An 18,092-nucleotide genomic window follows, 5' to 3' on the forward strand; every position below is an offset into this window, starting at 1 on the left:
GAGTAGAGATGAAAATTTTACTGGTAGATGACCATGAAATGGTCCGATTGGGCTTGAAAAGCTATTTTGATCTCCAAGACGATGTGGAAGTTGTGGGCGAGGCGGCCAATGGGGCTCAAGGTATTGACTTAGCTTTGAAACTGCGCCCAGATGTCATTGTCATGGATATTGTCATGCCTGAGATGAATGGGATTGATGCTACCTTGGCCATCCTCAAAGAATGGCCCGAAGCCAAGATATTGATTGTCACATCTTACTTGGACAATGAAAAAATCATGCCAGTCTTGAATGCTGGTGCCAAAGGATATATGCTAAAGACTTCTAGTGCAGACGAGCTACTCCATGCCGTTCGTAAGGTGGCTGCTGGGGAGCTGGCTATTGAGCAAGAGGTCAGCAAGAAGGTCGAATACCACCGCAATCATATCGAACTTCATGAGGATCTGACTGCGCGTGAGCGAGATGTGCTTCAACTCATCGCCAAGGGCTATGAAAATCAGCGCATTGCAGATGAACTCTTTATCTCCCTAAAGACGGTCAAGACCCATGTGTCCAACATCCTAGCCAAGCTTGAGGTCAGCGATCGCACCCAGGCTGTGGTCTATGCCTTTCAACACCACTTGGTCGGGCAGGAGGATTTTTAGATGAATCTTACAGATTTACTTGTGGAACTAGAAGCGGGAAAAGACCCTGAGAAAGCAGGCCCAATGGAAGACTATATGCGCCATCAATTTCCCTTTCTAGGGATTGCAGGTCCTGAAAGAAATGCCCTCTATAAAAAGTATTTTCCAAGCGCGAAAAAAACAAAGATGATTGATTGGGATTTTGTAGACACCTGCTGGGAAAAGGAACCTAGAGAATACCAGTATGTGGCTGCCAACTATTTGAAAACCATGCAGTCTTATCTAAAGAAGGACGATTTGCCTAAGCTTGAGCGTCTGGTCGTGACCAAGTCTTGGTGGGACACGGTAGATATCCTAGATCGAGTAGTAGGAAGTTTGGTGGCTAACCATCCGGAACTTGAAGAAGTGCTTTTAAAATGGAGCCTATCAGACAATATATGGCTGAGACGAGTCGCTATTGACCACCAGTTGTTAAGGAAAGAGAAAACAAATGTCCAACTGATGGAAAAGATCCTGCTCAACAATCTGGACCAGACAGAATTTTTTATCAACAAAGCCATCGGTTGGGCCCTAAGAGACTACTCTAAAACCAATCCCGAATGGGTAGCACGTTTTATTGAAAAAAATAAGAAGAGAATGTCTGAACTTAGTATCAAGGAAGCGAGCAAGTACCTCTAGCACTATTGAAAAGCGCATTCATTACTTGAAAAAAGTCGCTATTATATGGTATAATGGACTGTATTAAAAATTTTAAGGAGAAATGACAGAATGTCTGTATCATTTGAAAACAAAGAAACAAACCGTGGTGTCTTGACTTTCACAATCTCTCAAGACCAAATCAAACCAGAATTGGACCGTGTATTTAACTCAGTAAAGAAAACTCTTAACGTTCCTGGTTTCCGTAAAGGTCACCTTCCACGCCCTATCTTCGACCAAAAATTTGGTGAAGAAGCTCTTTATCAAGATGCAATGAACGCTCTTTTGCCAAACGCTTATGAAGCTGCAGTAAAAGAAGCTGGTCTTGAAGTGGTTGCGCAACCAAAAATCGATGTGACTTCAATGGAAAAAGGTCAAGACTGGGTTATCACAGCTGAAGTCGTGACAAAACCTGAAGTAAAATTGGGTGACTACAAAAACCTTGAAGTATCAGTTGATGTAGAAAAAGAAGTAACTGACGCTGACGTTGAAGAACGTATCGAACGCGAACGCAACAACTTGGCTGAATTGGTTATCAAAGAAGGCGCTGCTGAAAATGGCGACACTGTTGTGATTGACTTCGTTGGTTCTATCGACGGTGTTGAATTTGACGGTGGCAAAGGTGAAAACTTCTCACTTGGACTTGGATCAGGTCAATTCATCCCTGGTTTCGAAGACCAATTGGTTGGACACTCAGCTGGCGAAACTGTTGATGTTGTTGTAACATTCCCAGAAGACTACCAAGCAGAAGACCTTGCAGGTAAAGAAGCTAAATTCGTGACAACTATTCACGAAGTAAAAGCTAAAGAAGTTCCAGCTCTTGATGATGAACTTGCAAAAGACATCGACGAAGAAGTGGAAACACTTGACGAATTGAAAGAAAAATACCGCAAAGAATTGACTGCTGCGAAAGAAGAAGCATACAAAGACGCCGTTGAAGGCGCAGCAATTGATAAAGCTGTAGAAAACGCTGAAATCGTAGAACTTCCAGAAGAAATGATCCACGAAGAAGTTCACCGTTCAGTAAATGAATTCCTTGGAAACTTGCAACGCCAAGGAATCAACCCTGACATGTACTTCCAAATCACTGGAACTACTCAAGAAGACCTTCACAAACAATACGAAGCAGAAGCTGAGTCACGTACGAAGACTAACCTTGTTATCGAAGCAGTTGCGAAGGCTGAAGGATTTGACGCTTCAGAAGAAGAAATCCAAAAAGAAATCGAGCAATTGGCTGCAGATTACAACATGGAAGTGGCCCAAGTTCAAAACTTGCTTTCAGCTGACATGTTGAAACACGATATCACTATCAAAAAAGCTGTTGAATTGATCACAAGCACTGCAACAGTAAAATAATCTTAAAAGAGAAAAAGCCCACCTGACTAGGTGGGCTTTCTGCTTGTCTATTTTCCAAAAATCTCTTTGAGGTCTGCGTCTGTAATCCCAATCATAGCGGGAATACTAGACCAGTTTTGCTCGGTGAGGATGTAGGATTGTTCAGAGTCACTTGCTGTGGCAGTTTCAGAGAAGGCTTGTTTGCTTTCTTCAATATTATTTTTAATTAAATCACTGAAACGCTCAATCAGATAGGTCTTGCGGGCAGTCCCGATATGCTTGACTGCATAGTCAAAGGCCTGTAATTCACCAAGAAGGATGAGCTTGCTCTTGGCCCGTGTAATGGCTGTGTAGATGAGATTACGCTCCAGCATGCGCTTGCTAGCACTGGTGATGGGCAGGATGACAACAGGAAACTCACTTCCCTGAGACTTATGGATGCTCATGGCATAGGCTAGTCGAATCTTGTACCATTCGTTGCGTGGATAGATGACCTCATTGCCGTCAAAATCAATGACAATCTCGTCTTGTTTGGACTCGGTGTATTTTCCAGGAATCAGGTCTGTGATGTAGCCTAGGTCTCCGTTAAAGACATTGACTTCGGCATCGTTGACTAGGTGAATGACCTTGTCCCCTGTTCGATAGTGACACTGAGTTGCTTCAAAGCTAACTTGCCCCTTTTGCTGAGGATTGAGCAGGTCTTGCATGAGTTGGTTGATGGCGTCAATGCCAGCAGTTCCTCGATACATAGGCGCTAACACCTGAATATCACGAGCTGGAATGCCACTTCTGAGGGCAACACCGAGGATTTTCTCAATCGTAGCTGGGATATGGCCACTAGCAATTTCAAAGTAGGAACGGTCAGCTTTTTTCTGGGTAAAGTCGGCTGGCAAGATGCCTTGTCGAATCTGACTCGCCAAGGTAACGATAGTTGATTCTTCGCTCTGACGGTAAATCCGTTCCAAGCGAGTCTGCGGAATCAGAGGTATCTGGAGCAGGTCAGCCAGGACTTGTCCGGGACTAACAGAAGGCAACTGGTCACTGTCTCCCACGATGAGGATTTTACTGTTAGAGGAGATATTGGAGAAGAGTTGGTTGGCTAGCCAAGTATCCACCATAGAAAACTCATCCACGATGATGAAGTCGGCATCTAGATAATCTTCTAGATGACTGGTATCATCGTCTCCCGTCATCCCCAAATGGCGGTGTATGGTCGCGCTAGGCAAACCTGTTAATTCATTCATGCGCCGAGCCGCTCGACCAGTTGGAGCAGCGAGAAGAATCGGCAGGTTGCTTTTCTTCCTGAGATCAAGCCCTTCTAAAAGGGCATGAACAGCGATAATTCCATTGATAACAGTCGTTTTACCAGTACCAGGTCCACCTGTTAGGATAAAGACCTTGTTCTGGGTAGCGTCACAGATAGCCTGCTTTTGAATGTCATCGTACTGAATCCCCAGTTCTTGCTCGACAGTAGCGATATGCTTGTGAATGGTTTCTAGATCTTGGCTCTTCTGTTTTCCTTTTTCGAGGATACGAACCAAGTGACTGCGAATGCCTTCTTCAGCGAAAAAGAGGCTGTTATCAAAGATTTTGGTATCAATCTGCTGAACCTTGTCTTCTTCGATCAAATGAGATAATTCCTGAGCTACTTGACTGGGGTCTAGTTCCACAGGACGGGAAGACTCGAGGAGAGTCAGGGTTTGTTCCAGCAAATCTCGAGCTTCCATATAGGTATCGCCTGTATCCATACAACCTTGAAAGAGACTATGGACAAGACCAGCACGGAAGCGCTCGGGAGCTTGACTTTCGATGCCTAGTTCGGCAGCCAATTGGTCTGCAATGGTAAAACCCAATCCTTTGATATCTTCAACCAGTTGGTAGGGATAGTTTTCAACCATATCAAGAGTTTCTTCCTTGTAAAAGTCTTGAATCTGAAAGGCCAGTTTATTGGGAATGCCGTAGTTAGCTAGTTTTGCCAAGACCATTTCTGTCCCATAGTTGAGACGGAGGGTGGAAACAAAAGCCTCACGGTTTTTGGCAGAGAGTCCAGCAATACTTTCCAGCTTTTCAGGATGTTCCAGAATTTCGTCAATGGTATTTTCACCATAGCTATCAACGATTTTTTGGGCCGTTTTGAGACCAATCCCCTTGAAATGGCTACTGGAAAAGTACTTGACCAGCCCATTTTTAGTTGGTTTGGCTCGCTCATAACGGCTGATCTGAAGCTGTTCCCCATACTTGGAGTGCTGAACGATTTGCCCCCAAAAAGTGTAGTCTTCACCCTCAATCACGTCCGCCATGGTTCCTGTAACGATGATTTCAAAATCGTCAAAGTCCTCTGCGTTGGTATCTTCGATATCTAGGAGGAGAATGCGATAAAAATTACTGGGATTTTCAAAAATAATCCGTTCAATGGTGCCTGAAAAATAAACTTCCATAGGTTTCCTTTACATGAGTTCGTGAGAATTGGTCTCTTAGCAACTTTGAAAAAACTAGATGACTAAAAGGTTTATTCTCACAATAGAAAAAGAGACTGAGACTTAGCATTCTCGGCCTCTTCCTTATCTTAAAAAGTTCCGATACGGTTAAGTGGCCAGAAACGGAATTTTGCTTCACCTTTTATATCGCTGGCCTTGAAGGTACCAACGTGGCGGCTGTCGCTAGAGACTAGACGATCGTCACCAAGGAGAAGGTACTCACCTTGAGGGACAGTAAAGCTGAAGCTGGTATTGGAATTGACATCAACTGTAAAAGCCTGTGCCTTTTGAGCAAGTTCTCTAAAGTAAACTCCCTTATTGCCTTCAAATCCTTTGCCAGTATAGGTGTTTTGTAACTTTTCTGTTTTGAACAAGTTGAGATATTCAGCTAGGTAAGGTTCATTCGTTTCTTCACCGTTGATAAAGAGTTTGTCATTTTCGTAGCGGATGGTATCACCAGGCATGCCGATAACCCTTTTGACAATGTCTTTATTTCCGTCTTCCTCGTGCGCAACCACGATGTCGAAGCGGTCAATTGGGAGGTGTTTGACAACGAAGAGAACTTCTCCGTCGGCTAGGGTAGGGTCCATAGAGTGTCCTTCCACACGAACATTGCTCCAAAGAAAGATACGGCTAAGACCGACCAGTGCGATAATCAGGAAGAAAACTCCCCATTCTTTTAGAAATGTTTTAAACGAATTCATGATTCACCTTTCTAGAAGTGTTTTGGCTTTTTCAGTGTTTTTAAAATGCAGTTTGGCACAGAAATGAAGTCCCTTCATACCATAGGCTTGAAGGATTTTACTGGCAACCTTATCAGATGCAGTTCCAGCGCCACTTGGCAGTTGATAGCCTAGTTCTCGTCCAAGATTTTCCAAGTTTTCGAGGAAGAGATCCCGCGCGATGATGGAGCTAACTGCAACAGCCAGGTATTTTCCCTCAGCTTTTTCTTCTAAGCTAATTTTGTTTGGAAAACGGTTGGCTTCTTGCGCCAAGTACTTGTCATAGTTTTTAGGACTTGTAAAAGCATCAATCACGATTTTTTCTGGCTGGACTCCTTTTTTTAGAAGGAGAAAGATAGCCTGATTGTGAAGAGCAACCTTTACAGAAACAGCATTGTAACGCTCACCGATAACTTCATTATACTTGCTAGGTGAAAGGAGGAGCGCTTGGTGCTGGATTTTTTCCTTGAGGATAGGGGCAATCTGACGAATCTTTTTGTCTGTCAGAGTCTTGGAATCCCCCACACCGAGTTTTCGTAAGAAGTCGTGCTGGTCAGGTGTCACGAAGGAAGCCACGACAGCCAATCCACCAAAGTAGGAACCATTTCCCACCTCATCGGTCCCAATCATAGGAAAATCTTGTCCACTGGTTTCCTCTACAACTTGATAGCCAAAGAAACTGGCGTAGTGTTCAGCAGCTTCGCCTTGCAGGAGGACTTTTCCAGAAGTATAGATGGAAACTGTTGCCTGAGGCAATCTCAAAAAATAGCGAATATAAGGATTTTTACTAGGACTGAGAGCCTTCTGATACTGACTTAAAAAGCTCTGAATTTCCTGTTCACTTGGTGTGAGTGTGATACTTGCCATAGTCTCTATTGTACCACAAAAGCAGGAGAATTGGTAAAAACTGACAAAGTTAGCGAAATTTGGTATAATATCGTGAGGTGAATTTTATGGCAAATCTAAATCGATATAAGTTTACATTCGGGAAAAAGACATTAACCTTGACAACCGAGCATGACAACCTCTTTATGGAGGAAATTGCCAAGGTTGCGACTGAAAAATACCAAGCAATTAAAGAACAAATGCCTGGGGCGGATGATGAAACTATTGCGCTTCTTTTGGCGGTCAATTGTCTGTCTACACAACTCAACCGTGAGATTGAATTTGATGACAAGGAGCAAGAGTTGTTAGAACTCCGCCACAAGTTGATTGCTGTTAAACAAGAACAGAGCAAGATTGAGGACTCCCTATGATTTCAATCCTACTCTTATTGGTTCTTGCTTGGGGCTTTTACATCGGCTATCGTAGAGGCTTGGTCCTGCAAGTTTATTATTTCCTCGTGGCAGTGATTTCAGCCTTTGTTGCGGGACAGTTTTATAAATCACTGGGCGATCATTTCCACTTGCTTGTCCCTTATGCCAATCCTCAGGAAGGACAGGGTACCTTTTTCTTCCCTTCAGACCAGCTGTTTCAGCTAGATAAGGTCTTTTATGCGGGCCTAGCCTATCTTCTAGTTTTTGGGATTTGCTACACTATCGGACGTTTTATAGGTTTGTTCCTGCACTTGATTCCAACTAAAAAGCTCGATGTCAAATGGTTGCGTATCGGATCAGGCCTTTTGTCTCTATTGGTAACCTTATTTGTCTTGCAAATGGCTCTGACCATCCTTGCAACGGTGCCTCTGGCAGTCATTCAAAATTCACTCGAAAAAAGTACAGTAGCCAAACAGATCATCCAAAGTGTCCCTTTTACGACAAACCTTATTAAACAACTCTGGGTGACAAATTTAATCGGATAAAAAGGGCGGGATTTTTCCTAGCCCTTTGTTTACAGATTGGAGGACTAGGTCAATACCTCTAGTTGCTATAATCTTGTAAACCAGCATACAAGGAAAGAATATGAATACAAAAATACTAGAAACCTTAGAATTCAATAAAATCAAAACCTTGTTTGAACCGCATCTCTTGACAGAACAAGGACTAGAGGAGCTAAAAGGCTTGGCTCCAACTGCCAAGGTGGATAAGATCAAGCAAGCCTTTACAGAGATGGAGGAAATGCAAGCCCTATTTGTGGAGCAACCTCACTTTACCATCCTAGCGACGCGTGAGATATCAGCTGTTTGCAAGCGTCTGGAGATGGGAGCGGACCTCAATATTGAGGAGTTTCTGCTCCTCAAACGAGTCTTGCTTGCTAGCAGAGAGTTGCAAGGTTTTTATGCCAATCTTGAAAATGTACGTTTGGAGCAGTTGGCGAGATGGTTTGAAAAACTGCATGATTTTCCACACTTGCAAGGGGGTCTTCAAGCCCTAAATGATGCAGGATTTATCGAGAATTTTGCCAGCGAAGAACTAGCACGTATCCGTCGGAAAATCCATGATAGCGAGAGTCAAGTTCGAGATGTTTTGCAAGACTTACTCAAGCAAAAAGCGCAGATGTTGACGGAAGGGATAATCGCTAGCAGAAATGGCCGTCAAGTTTTACCCGTCAAGAATACCTATCGCAATAAGATTGCAGGTGTTGTCCATGACATCTCTGCTAGTGGGAATACGGTCTATATCGAGCCACGTGAGGTGGTCAAGCTGAGCGAAGAAATCGCCAGTCTGCGAGCAGACGAACGCTATGAGATGATTCGCATCCTGCAGGAACTATCGGAACGGGTTCGTCCTCATGCTGCTGAGATTGCTAATGACGCTTGGATCATCGGTCATCTGGATCTGATTCGTGCCAAGGTACGTTTCATCCAAGAAAGACAAGCAGTTGTTCCTCAACTTTCAGAGAATCAGGAGATTCAACTCCTTCATGTTCGCCATCCTTTGGTCAAAAATGCTGTCGCAAACGATGTACACTTTGGTAAGGAATTAACGGCCATTGTCATTACTGGTCCCAATACTGGTGGGAAGACCATCATGCTCAAAACCTTAGGTTTGACGCAACTTATGGCCCAGTCAGGTTTGCCCATTTTAGCTGATAAGGGGAGCCGTGTCAGTATTTTCGAAGAAATCTTTGCCGATATCGGGGATGAGCAGTCTATTGAGCAAAGCTTGTCTACCTTCTCCAGCCACATGACCAATATCGTAGATATTCTTGGCAAGGTTAATCAGCACTCGCTCTTATTGCTAGATGAGCTCGGGGCTGGTACTGATCCTCAAGAGGGAGCCGCCCTTGCTATGGCTATTCTGGAGGATCTTCGTCTGCGTCAGGTCAAGACCATGGCGACGACCCACTATCCAGAACTCAAGGCTTATGGTATTGAGACAGCCTTTGTGCAGAATGCCAGCATGGAGTTTGATACAGCTAGTCTGCGTCCGACCTATCGCTTTATGCAGGGAGTTCCTGGTCGAAGCAATGCCTTTGAAATTGCCAAACGCCTAGGACTGTCAGATGTCATCGTCGGGGATGCCAGTCAGCAGGTCAATCAAGATAATGATGTCAATCGCATCATTGAACAATTAGAAGAGCAAACGCTTGAAAGCCGTAAACGCTTGGACAATATCCGTGAGGTGGAGCAAGAAAACCTCAAGATGAACCGAGCTCTTAAAAAGCTCTACAACGAACTCAATCGTGAAAAGGAAACTGAGCTTAACAAGGCGCGTGAACAAGCCGCTGAGATTGTGGAACTTGCTCTAAGTGAGAGTGACCAGATTCTTAAGAACCTCCATAGCAAGTCTCAACTCAAACCCCACGAAATCATTGAGGCTAAGGCTGAGCTGAAAAAATTGGCTCCTGAAAAAGTCGACTTGTCTAAAAACAAGGTCCTTCAGAAGGCCAAGAAAAAACGAGCTCCAAAGGTTGGGGATGATATCATTGTTCTCAGTTATGGTCAGCGTGGTACCCTGACCAATCAGCTCAAGGATGGTCGTTGGGAAGCCCAAGTCGGTTTGATCAAGATGACCTTGGAAGAGAAAGAATTTGACCTTGTTCAGGCTCAGCAAGAAGCCCCAGTCAAGAAAAAACAAGTCAATGTCGTCAAACGAGCTTCTGGTCGTGGTCCGCAAGCCAGACTGGATCTTCGTGGCAAACGGTACGAAGAGGCCATGAATGAGCTGGACGCCTTTATCGACCAAGCCCTGCTCAATAACATGGCGCAAGTCGACATCATCCATGGTATCGGAACAGGTGTCATTCGTGAGGGCGTCACCAAATACCTACAAAGAAACAAGCATGTCAAGAGTTTCGGCTATGCTCCACAAAATGCTGGAGGCAGTGGTGCAACTATTGTGACCTTTAAAGGATAGAGAGAAGAAGGATTCGCTCTTTCTGAAAAAAGAAGTGAAAAGTCAAAAATTTTCATAGAATATATTGACAAAGGCTAACTTTTCTTGTAGAATAATAAAAAATAAAATACCAACACCGAATGAAGTTTAATAGAAGTGGAAAAAGGTTTGTTTTCCATGACTGTAAATGGACGGAACTCTGGAGAGACCGTAAAGGCACCGAAGGGGCAAGGCAGGTAACTGCTCAAACTCTCAGGTAAAAGGACAGAGCTAGGATAGACCGCTTTTTGGCTTTTATCTAAGCATTCCAGAGTACATGTATCTTGCATGTGCTCTTTCTTTTGGGGTTGAAAGATAGGAGAAGGATATGTTAGAATTGCTTAAAGCGCTTGATGCTTTTATTTGGGGGCCTCCCCTCTTGATCTTATTGGTCGGAACGGGTATCTATTTGACCATCCGACTGGGCCTTTTGCAGGTGGCTCGTCTCCCTAAGGCCTTTCAGTTGATCTTTACCAAGGATAAGGGGCAAGGCGATGTGTCGAGCTTTGCTGCTCTCTGTACGGCTCTAGCAGCCACAGTTGGTACGGGAAATATCATCGGGGTCGCAACAGCCATTAAGGTTGGGGGACCAGGAGCCCTCTTTTGGATGTGGATGGCGGCCTTCTTTGGGATGGCAACCAAGTATTCCGAAGGCTTACTTGCCATCAAATACCGCACAAAGGATGCAAATGGAGCTGTAGCTGGAGGACCCATGCATTACATCCTTTTGGGGATGGGAGAAAAGTGGCGTCCACTTGCTATCTTCTTTGCTCTAGCGGGTGTATTGGTAGCCCTTCTAGGGATTGGTACCTTTACCCAAGTCAATTCGATTACAGAATCCATTCAAAATACAGCTCAAGTTGATCCAGCTATCACTGCTTTGATTTTATCCATTTTTGTAGGGATTGCCGTCTTTGGTGGCCTCAAATCCATATCAAAAGTTTCGACAGCAGTGGTTCCTTTTATGGCTATTGTCTATATTCTGGGAACTCTTACAGTTATTCTCTTTAATATCGAGAAAATCCCGGCCACACTTGCACTGATTTTTACTTCAGCCTTTAGTCCAGCTGCTGCGGTAGGTGGTTTTGCAGGTGCCAGCATTCGGATGGCTATCCAGAATGGTGTGGCGAGAGGAGTCTTTTCTAACGAATCTGGTCTTGGTTCTGCTCCCATTGCGGCGGCTGCAGCTAAGACTAATGAGCCTGTCGAGCAAGGCTTGATTTCCATGACAGGAACCTTTATTGACACCCTCATTATCTGTACTCTGACAGGTTTGACCATCTTGGTAACTGGGGTTTGGAGTGGTGATTTGAATGGAGTCGCGCTTACTCAGTCAGCCTTTTCAACAGTTTTTTCACATTTTGGGCCTGCTCTTCTGACCATGTTTCTGGTTCTCTTTGCCTTTACGACAATTCTCGGATGGAATTACTACGGAGAACGTTGCTTTGAATTTCTCTTTGGAGTTCGCTTTATCTGGCTCTACCGTGTGGTTTTTGTACTCATGGTCTTGTTGGGAGGTTTTATCGAGTTGGACATGGTCTGGATTATTGCAGATATCGTCAATGCCTTGATGGCTCTGCCAAACTTGATTGCCCTCTTAGTTTTATCTCCAGTCGTTATTGCTGAGACTAAAAAGTATTTTAAGAACTAATCCGAGTTCGGGACAAAAATATTTCAATCTTACAAAATTGTAAGAAAAATGAGAGAAATGTAAGCTAAAGAAATGGAAAAAAGAACCTCTTTCTTGTATCATAGGAAAGGAAAAAGGAGGATCCTATGAAAAAAATAATTGACAATAGCAGTTTGAAACTGCTTGCTATGCTTGCCATGCTGATTGACCATATCGCCTGGGTATCTTTTCCACTGGCTACCAATATGAATATTCTCTCTCCTAACTGGCCGGCCAATAGTATGCACATAATAGGCCGACTGGCTTTTCCAGTCTTTGCCTTTTGTATCGCGGAAGGATATCGGCACAGTCATGATGTGAGCAAGTATATGAGACGGTTAGGGCTGCTGGCTCTTATCAGTATCATCCCTTTCTCTCTGATGGGCTGGGTTACTGGTCTTGGCTTTATCATGCAAAATACGGTTGTTACTCTCTTTTTGGGGCTCTGTGCTCTTTATTACAGTGATCAGCAAACAGCAACCTGGAGAAAAGTTCTAATTATTCTACTCTGTTTTACTCTGTCCATTATCGCTGACGGCGGACTGACGGGAGGAGTTTTTGGTATCTATGCCTTTGCAAAGATTAAAGACCCAATCTTCCGAAAAATTGGCGGTGTCTTGGTACTGAACAGTGTGCAAATCCTAATTTTGGCCTTCAATTTCTCCTATGATGGTCTGGCTGATCTGGCTGCCACCTGTCTTCTGTTTCTCCTCGTGACCTCTTTCTACAACGGTCAAAAAGGGGCCAATATTGGAAAAGTATTTTACTGGTTTTACCCCCTTCATTTGCTCGCCCTGTCTCTGTTTCGAATTGCCTTTCTCTTATTTCTAATGTAGTTAATGAATGTATTAAAAGTTGCAGTAGAATACCTGTTAAGTTAATTTTTCTTTTGGTAAGTCTAAATAATAGAGTAAAAGAGTCTGGTACAATAGTCTCTTTGCTACAAAAAAGAGTTTGGGACAAAAATATTTCAATTTTTAAAAATCTTAATTATTAAGCTCTTTAAATCTATAATTAAATGCGAAAAGCGAACAAAACGGAGTTATCTGACACTCAGAAGTCTGTATTGTTCACTTTTTTTGTCTAATCTATCGATTTTAAAAGTTTATAATAAAGAATTCCTAAAATCAAAATCTTTTTGTCCCAGCCTCTTTTCATTTCATAAACATTTTCTATCATGGCAATTGAAAATATATATTATCCAAAAAAGAAATTCTATGATAGACTAAATGACAATAAAATGAAAAGAGGTTCCTTATGACAAGATTTACCATCCACACAGTCGAATCAGCACCAGCAGAAGTGAAAGAAGTCCTTGAAACAGTGAAAACAGACAACAATGGCTATATTCCTAACCTAATCGGTCTCTTGGCCAATGCACCGACCGCTTTAGAAGCCTACAGAACTGTCGGAGCCATCAATCGTCGCAACAGCTTGACACCTGTTGAGAGGGAAGTGGTGCAAATCACGGCAGCCGTGACCAATGGTTGTGCCTTCTGCGTCGCAGGTCACACAGCTTTTTCGATCAAACAAATCCAAATGAATGATGACCTTTTGCAAGCTCTTCGCAATCGTACTCCAATTGAAACAGATCCTAAATTGGACACCCTCGCTAAGTTTACCTTGGCGGTTATCAATACCAAGGGACGTGTAGGAGATGAAGCCTTGACTGAGTTTCTAGAAGCTGGCTACACCCAACAAAATGTCTTGGATGTAGTTCTTGGTGTCAGCCTAGCCAGCCTTTGCAACTATGCCAACAACCTAGCCAATACCCCAATTAACCCAGAATTGCAACCCTATGCCTAGTTGGAATCATAAAGAAAAAAATGAAGACGGAGTAAACCAGTCTTCATTTTTCTATGCTATTTTAAGCGCTTTTATGCTATACTAATAATAACATGATTATTGGAGGCTCGGATGAAAAAACTCCCCTTGGTATTTTCTGGTTGTTTGTTAGGTTTGGCAGGAGCTGGAAATCTTATGTTAGATACGTTACCGGTTCTGTCCCATCTATTGAGTCTGACTGGTTTGATTTTGTGGATTTACTTTCTGATTTTTCATCTGTTTAATTGGAAGGAAACTAAGCAAGAGTTGACCAAGCCCCCTCTTTTGTCAGGAATGACGACCTTTCCCATGGCTGGGATGATTTTATCAACTTATGTCTTTCGAGTCTTCCCTCATTTCCTTTTGATTGCGCAAGGACTCTGGTGGTTTTCATTTCTCTTGGATTTGACCTTGATTGCTGTTTTTACTATCAAATTTGCCTATCCGGGTCGGAGGGTCAATGCGACTCCTAGCTGGACGGTACTCTATGTGGGGATAACAGTAGCAGCCTTGACCTATCCTCTTGTCGGTATCATTGAAATTGCCTATGCGACCTTGAGTTTTGGTCTTGTCTTGACCTTCTATCTCTATCCCCTTATTTATAGGGATTTAAAGCAAGATCCACTCCCAGTGGCCTTGCTTGGACAGGAAGGAATATACTGTGCTCCCTTTTCCCTCCTCTTGGCTTCTCTAGTTCGAGTTGGAGGAGCAAGCCTACCGACTTGGCTCTTGATTGTCATGATTTTGGCATCTCAATCCTTCTTTTTCTTTGTTTTAACTCGCCTACCCAATATTTTAAAACAAGGCTTTCAACCAGCCTTCTCAGCCCTCACCTTTCCAACCATTATCACAGCTACTTCGCTCAAGATGGCTCAGGGAATTTTGAAACTTCCATTTCTGGATTATCTGGTATTGGCTGAAACCGTTATTTGCCTCACTATTTTATTCTTTGTCTTGGGTGCTTATCTGATTTGGTTACGAAAAAAGGTCTAGCTAGAAATAGCTAGGCCTTATTTTTATGATTTGATAACTTCAGCTCCACCCATATATGGACGAAGAGCTTCTGGAATAGTTACAGAACCATCTGCGTTTTGATAGTTTTCAAGAATTGCAGCCACTGTACGTCCAACTGCAAGTCCAGAACCGTTCAAAGTGTGAAGGAGTTTTACCTTGCCATCGGCTTCATCGCGGTAACGGATTTGAGCACGACGGGCTTGGAAATCTTCTGTATTTGAACAGCTTGAGATTTCACGGTAGGTATTTTGGGCTGGAATCCAAACTTCCAAGTCGTAAGTTTTAGCAGCTGAGAAGCCCATGTCCCCAGTAGAGAGGGCAACGACACGGTATGGAAGATTGAGTTTTTGAAGAATATTTTCAGCGTTGGCTGTCATTTTTTCTAATTCTTCATAAGATTCTTCTGGTTTGGCAAATTTGACCATTTCAACCTTGTGGAATTGGTGCAGACGAATCAAACCACGAGTATCACGACCAGCAGAACCAGCCTCAGAACGGAATGATGGGCTCATAGCAGTGAAGTAGATTGGTAGGTCCTTTCCGTCAAGGATTTCATCACGGTAGTAGTTTGTAAGAGGCACTTCAGCTGTAGGAATGAGGACATAATTAGTGTCTTTCAATTCAAAAGTATCTTCCTTGAATTTTGGATATTGACCAGTACCAAACATAGAATCATGGTTAACCATGTATGGTGTGATGACTTCAGTATAGCCCTCTTTTCCATGCTCATCCAACATAAAGTTGTAGATAGCACGTTCCAAACGAGCACCAAGCCCTTTATAGAAGAGGAAGCGAGCACCAGTAACTTTTGCTCCACGTTCCCAGTCAAGGATACCAAGATCTTCACCAAGATCCCAGTGAGCTTTTGGTTCGAAGTCAAACTCACGTGGAGTACCCCAACGGCGGACTTCCACATTGTCATCTTCGTCAGCTCCGATAGGAACACTGTCAGCGGGGATGTTTGGAAGAGTAGTGGTAAATTCTGTCAATTTCGCATCGATGTCCGCCAATTCAGCATCCAAGGCTTTGACTTCAGCAGATAGGGTTTGCATCGCAGCAATCTTGTCATCGGCATTTTCCTTGTTGCGCTTGGCTTGGGCAATCTCAGCTGAAACTGTGTTACGTTCTGCTTTGAAAGTTTCAACCTTGACCAAGATGTCACGACGTTTAGCATCGATTTCTTTCATCTCATTTAAGATAGCAGCATCTACACCACGTGTAGCCAATTTTTCTGCGACAGCATCAAAGTCTGTACGAATACGTTTAATATCTAACATAAGAACTCCTTTATGAAAAAAACACACCTGACAAAGCGTTGGAGTGGCAGGGCCACGGTTCCATCCAACTTCACAGGTGTGCACTTGATTGTGTATGTAATTGTTACTAACGGTAGAATTTCATCTATCCCTCCTATCTGCTCGCAGCACCCGCAGACTTTCTGAAAGAAGGAGATAACCTACTTATCCGTTGCTATGATTATACTAAAGTTTCTACTTTTTTGCAAATAGATTTTTGAATTTTTGACCAATGGTCTGGAGTAAAGTAGGAAGTTTCACAACCTTTTCGTTTCCTAATTTTTCCCGAGCGATTTTTAGGATAGCTCCAGAGTCTTTTGAAGCGAAAAGGAATTTTCCTTGATCGGTGAAGACTTCGAAGTGGCGACTGATTTTGCGACCACTTACGTTGGCTCCAATTTGCTGAATGCTGGACCAGGGAATTTGGATATATTGTTCGACATTGACATCAGGATAAAACTCTAAGGCTTGATCCCCAACTAGAAATTTTCCGACTTTTCCAGAAATGGAGAGATAGGATGTTCCAGTGGTTTGTAGGTCAATGACTTTATTGAGTGATTGGGCCATGATTAATCTTCCTTACTTTCATCGAAAAAGGCATGATAGAGAGCCTTGATAGCTGCCTTTTCTTGCTCTTTATTGACAACAAACATGATGGAAACTTCACTTGAGCCTTGGGACATCATTTGGATGTTGATCTTGTTTTCAGACAGAGCACGTGTTGCAGTAGCTGTTACACCAATGTGGCTCTTCATCTTTTCTCCGACAATCATAATGATGGAAAGGTCGTGTTCGATTTCAGCATGGTCCACTTCGGCTTTTTGAACTAACTGACGCAGAATTTCTTCCTCCTTGATAGGAGTCAATTCACGGGAACGAAGGATGATTGAAAGATCGTCGATACCTGTTGGCATATGTTCCCAACCAATGTTAAGATCTTCAAGGATCTGAAGAATCTTACGACCGAATCCAACCTCGCGGTTCATAAGGTATTTTGACATGTTGATGCTGACGAATCCAGAATCACCAGCGATCCCAACGACTGGGAATTTATCGCTACTGTGTTTTAGAACGATACGAGTTCCTGGGTGGTCAGGGTTGTTGGTATTCTTGATAACAAGAGGAATTTTTCCGCGGTAGGCAGGAAGAAGGGCTTCGTCATGAAGGACAGAAAATCCAGCGTAAGCCAACTCACGCATTTCACGGTAGGTTAATTCAGGAATGGAGTGTGGTTGATGGATAATACCAGGGTGGGCAGCGAAGATACCGTCTACGTCCGTAAAGTTTTCATAGAGATCAGCCTTAACACCTGCTGCGATAATGGAACCAGTAATATCTGAACCTCCACGTGAGAAGGTACAGATTTGATTTTCCTTAGTCACGCCAAAGAAACCAGGGATGACAAGGACTTCGTTGCTATCAGTCAAGCCTTCAATCTTATCATAACTAGATGGGATGATACGTGCGTTTCCTGGTTCACTTGTGACAACAATCCCAGCTTCTCTTGGGTGAACATAACGTGCATCAATGCCGTTTTGGTTAAAGTAGGCTGCAATGAGTTTGGCATTATTATTTTCTCCAGCTGCTAAGAAAGTATCGTAGAGAAATTCATTGTCTTCTATAGGAAGAGTTGCCAAGGCCCGAATACTTTTAGAGATTTTTTCTAAAACAGCAGGTTTTAACCCTAGTTCATTAACCATAGCGGCATAACGGTCAATGATCCAGCTTTGGCTAGCACTGATGTCATTACCAGCCACATAGTCGCGATAGTATTTAATCAAGGCATCAGTTACCTTAGTATCTTCAGCATTGCGTTTTCCGGGTGCAGAAACGACTACAAAACGGCGTTCCTTATCACTTTTAACGATGTTTGAAACTTTTTCTAACTGACCAGCAGAGGCAAGCGAACTTCCACCAAATTTTACAACCTTCATAAAGACTCCTCAAGTAAGTATTTTATACGATTATAGCAGAAAGAGGGGCATTTTTCAATGAAGAAAACAACTCCCTATTACAATAGAAGTAAATGCTAACTTATTCTGAAAAGCGACAACAGTTTAAAAGTAAGAGAGTCAAATTTCACTCACACTCATAAATGATGGGTAAATAATCAGCTGAAACACTTTCCCTTAGTTTTTCCTTGCCTCTTTATCCAAAAAAAGGTATACTTTGAAAATGAAATAA

General features: G+C 43.1%; 16 protein-coding genes and 1 riboswitch. Of the genes, 10 read left to right on the top strand and 6 right to left on the bottom strand.

The genetic code is table 11. The annotated features are described in order from the left end of the window. Positions 1-8: 8 nt before the first annotated feature. The 3 genes from MK396_RS02575 (at position 9) to tig (ending at position 2,672) form a co-directional block, all read left to right on the top strand. Entirely contained in the window at positions 9-641 is a 633-nt protein-coding gene (locus MK396_RS02575) for a response regulator transcription factor (RefSeq protein WP_268723561.1), read from the top strand. Beyond that, positions 642-1,298 (top strand): DNA alkylation repair protein, encoded by a 657-nt coding sequence (locus tag MK396_RS02580; RefSeq protein WP_268723562.1) that lies wholly within the window; start codon positions 642-644, stop codon positions 1,296-1,298. Positions 1,299-1,388: 90 nt separating this feature from the next. Next, the gene (tig, locus tag MK396_RS02585) at positions 1,389-2,672 is read left to right on the top strand and encodes a trigger factor (protein ID WP_000116506.1); all 1,284 of its coding nucleotides are present in this window, start codon (positions 1,389-1,391) and stop codon (positions 2,670-2,672) included. A gap of 47 nt (positions 2,673-2,719) precedes the next feature. On the opposite strand, the gene MK396_RS02590 is transcribed toward tig, so the two are convergent. From MK396_RS02590 to rnhC, 3 genes are all read right to left on the bottom strand, one after another. After that, positions 2,720-5,089 (bottom strand): ATP-dependent RecD-like DNA helicase, encoded by a 2,370-nt coding sequence (locus MK396_RS02590; protein ID WP_268723563.1) that lies wholly within the window; start codon positions 5,087-5,089, stop codon positions 2,720-2,722. Positions 5,090-5,217: 128 nt separating this feature from the next. Continuing rightward, positions 5,218-5,832: a signal peptidase I gene (lepB, locus tag MK396_RS02595; protein ID WP_001083992.1), complete on the bottom strand. Its 615-nt coding sequence runs from the start codon at positions 5,830-5,832 to the stop codon at positions 5,218-5,220. A 3-nt stretch (positions 5,833-5,835) separates the two neighbouring features. After that, complete coding sequence (gene rnhC / locus MK396_RS02600; RefSeq protein ID WP_268723564.1) at positions 5,836-6,717, bottom strand: ribonuclease HIII; 882 nt, start codon at positions 6,715-6,717, stop codon at positions 5,836-5,838. Positions 6,718-6,803: 86 nt separating this feature from the next. Here rnhC and zapA point away from each other — a divergent pair, with 86 nt between their 5' ends. The 7 genes from zapA to MK396_RS02635 all read left to right on the top strand — a co-directional run bounded on the left by zapA (position 6,804) and on the right by MK396_RS02635 (position 14,592). Continuing rightward, the gene (gene zapA, locus MK396_RS02605) at positions 6,804-7,106 is read left to right on the top strand and encodes a cell division protein ZapA (protein ID WP_000002028.1); all 303 of its coding nucleotides are present in this window, start codon (positions 6,804-6,806) and stop codon (positions 7,104-7,106) included. Beyond that, positions 7,103-7,651: a CvpA family protein gene (locus MK396_RS02610; RefSeq protein WP_084868327.1), complete on the top strand. Its 549-nt coding sequence runs from the start codon at positions 7,103-7,105 to the stop codon at positions 7,649-7,651. Before zapA ends, MK396_RS02610 begins: the two co-directional genes overlap by 4 nt. 100 nt (positions 7,652-7,751) lie before the next feature. Further along, positions 7,752-10,088 carry an endonuclease MutS2 gene (locus tag MK396_RS02615; protein ID WP_268723565.1) on the top strand — a complete coding sequence of 779 codons (2,337 nt, stop codon included), beginning with the start codon at positions 7,752-7,754 and terminating at the stop codon, positions 10,086-10,088. A 168-nt stretch (positions 10,089-10,256) separates the two neighbouring features. After that, a riboswitch (glycine riboswitch) is annotated at positions 10,257-10,345 on the top strand. 89 nt (positions 10,346-10,434) lie between these two features. After that, positions 10,435-11,757, top strand: coding sequence for an alanine/glycine:cation symporter family protein (locus MK396_RS02620; protein ID WP_268723566.1), 1,323 nt, complete (start codon positions 10,435-10,437; stop codon positions 11,755-11,757). Positions 11,758-11,882: 125 nt separating this feature from the next. Further along, positions 11,883-12,611, top strand: a complete 729-nt coding sequence (locus MK396_RS02625; protein ID WP_012000677.1) for a TraX family protein — start codon at positions 11,883-11,885, stop codon at positions 12,609-12,611. A 421-nt stretch (positions 12,612-13,032) separates the two neighbouring features. Continuing rightward, complete coding sequence (locus tag MK396_RS02630) at positions 13,033-13,581, top strand: carboxymuconolactone decarboxylase family protein (RefSeq protein WP_268723567.1); 549 nt, start codon at positions 13,033-13,035, stop codon at positions 13,579-13,581. A 111-nt stretch (positions 13,582-13,692) separates the two neighbouring features. Next, positions 13,693-14,592 carry a TDT family transporter gene (locus tag MK396_RS02635; RefSeq protein ID WP_268723568.1) on the top strand — a complete coding sequence of 300 codons (900 nt, stop codon included), beginning with the start codon at positions 13,693-13,695 and terminating at the stop codon, positions 14,590-14,592. Positions 14,593-14,615: 23 nt separating this feature from the next. Here MK396_RS02635 and serS read toward each other — a convergent pair whose 3' ends face one another. The 3 genes from serS to MK396_RS02650 all read right to left on the bottom strand — a co-directional run bounded on the left by serS (position 14,616) and on the right by MK396_RS02650 (position 17,842). Next, positions 14,616-15,890 carry a serine--tRNA ligase gene (gene serS / locus MK396_RS02640; RefSeq protein ID WP_268723569.1) on the bottom strand — a complete coding sequence of 425 codons (1,275 nt, stop codon included), beginning with the start codon at positions 15,888-15,890 and terminating at the stop codon, positions 14,616-14,618. Positions 15,891-16,103: 213 nt separating this feature from the next. After that, positions 16,104-16,475: a DUF956 family protein gene (locus tag MK396_RS02645; RefSeq protein WP_268723570.1), complete on the bottom strand. Its 372-nt coding sequence runs from the start codon at positions 16,473-16,475 to the stop codon at positions 16,104-16,106. Between the two features lie 2 nt (positions 16,476-16,477). Then, a complete protein-coding gene (locus MK396_RS02650) occupies positions 16,478-17,842 on the bottom strand; it encodes an aspartate kinase (RefSeq protein WP_268723571.1) in 1,365 nt (454 codons plus the stop codon). Between the last annotated feature and the right edge of the window lie 250 nt (positions 17,843-18,092).

Origin of the sequence: Streptococcus oralis, assembly GCF_026782235.1 — a bacterium.
GTDB classification, from domain to species: domain Bacteria; phylum Bacillota; class Bacilli; order Lactobacillales; family Streptococcaceae; genus Streptococcus; species Streptococcus oralis_CC.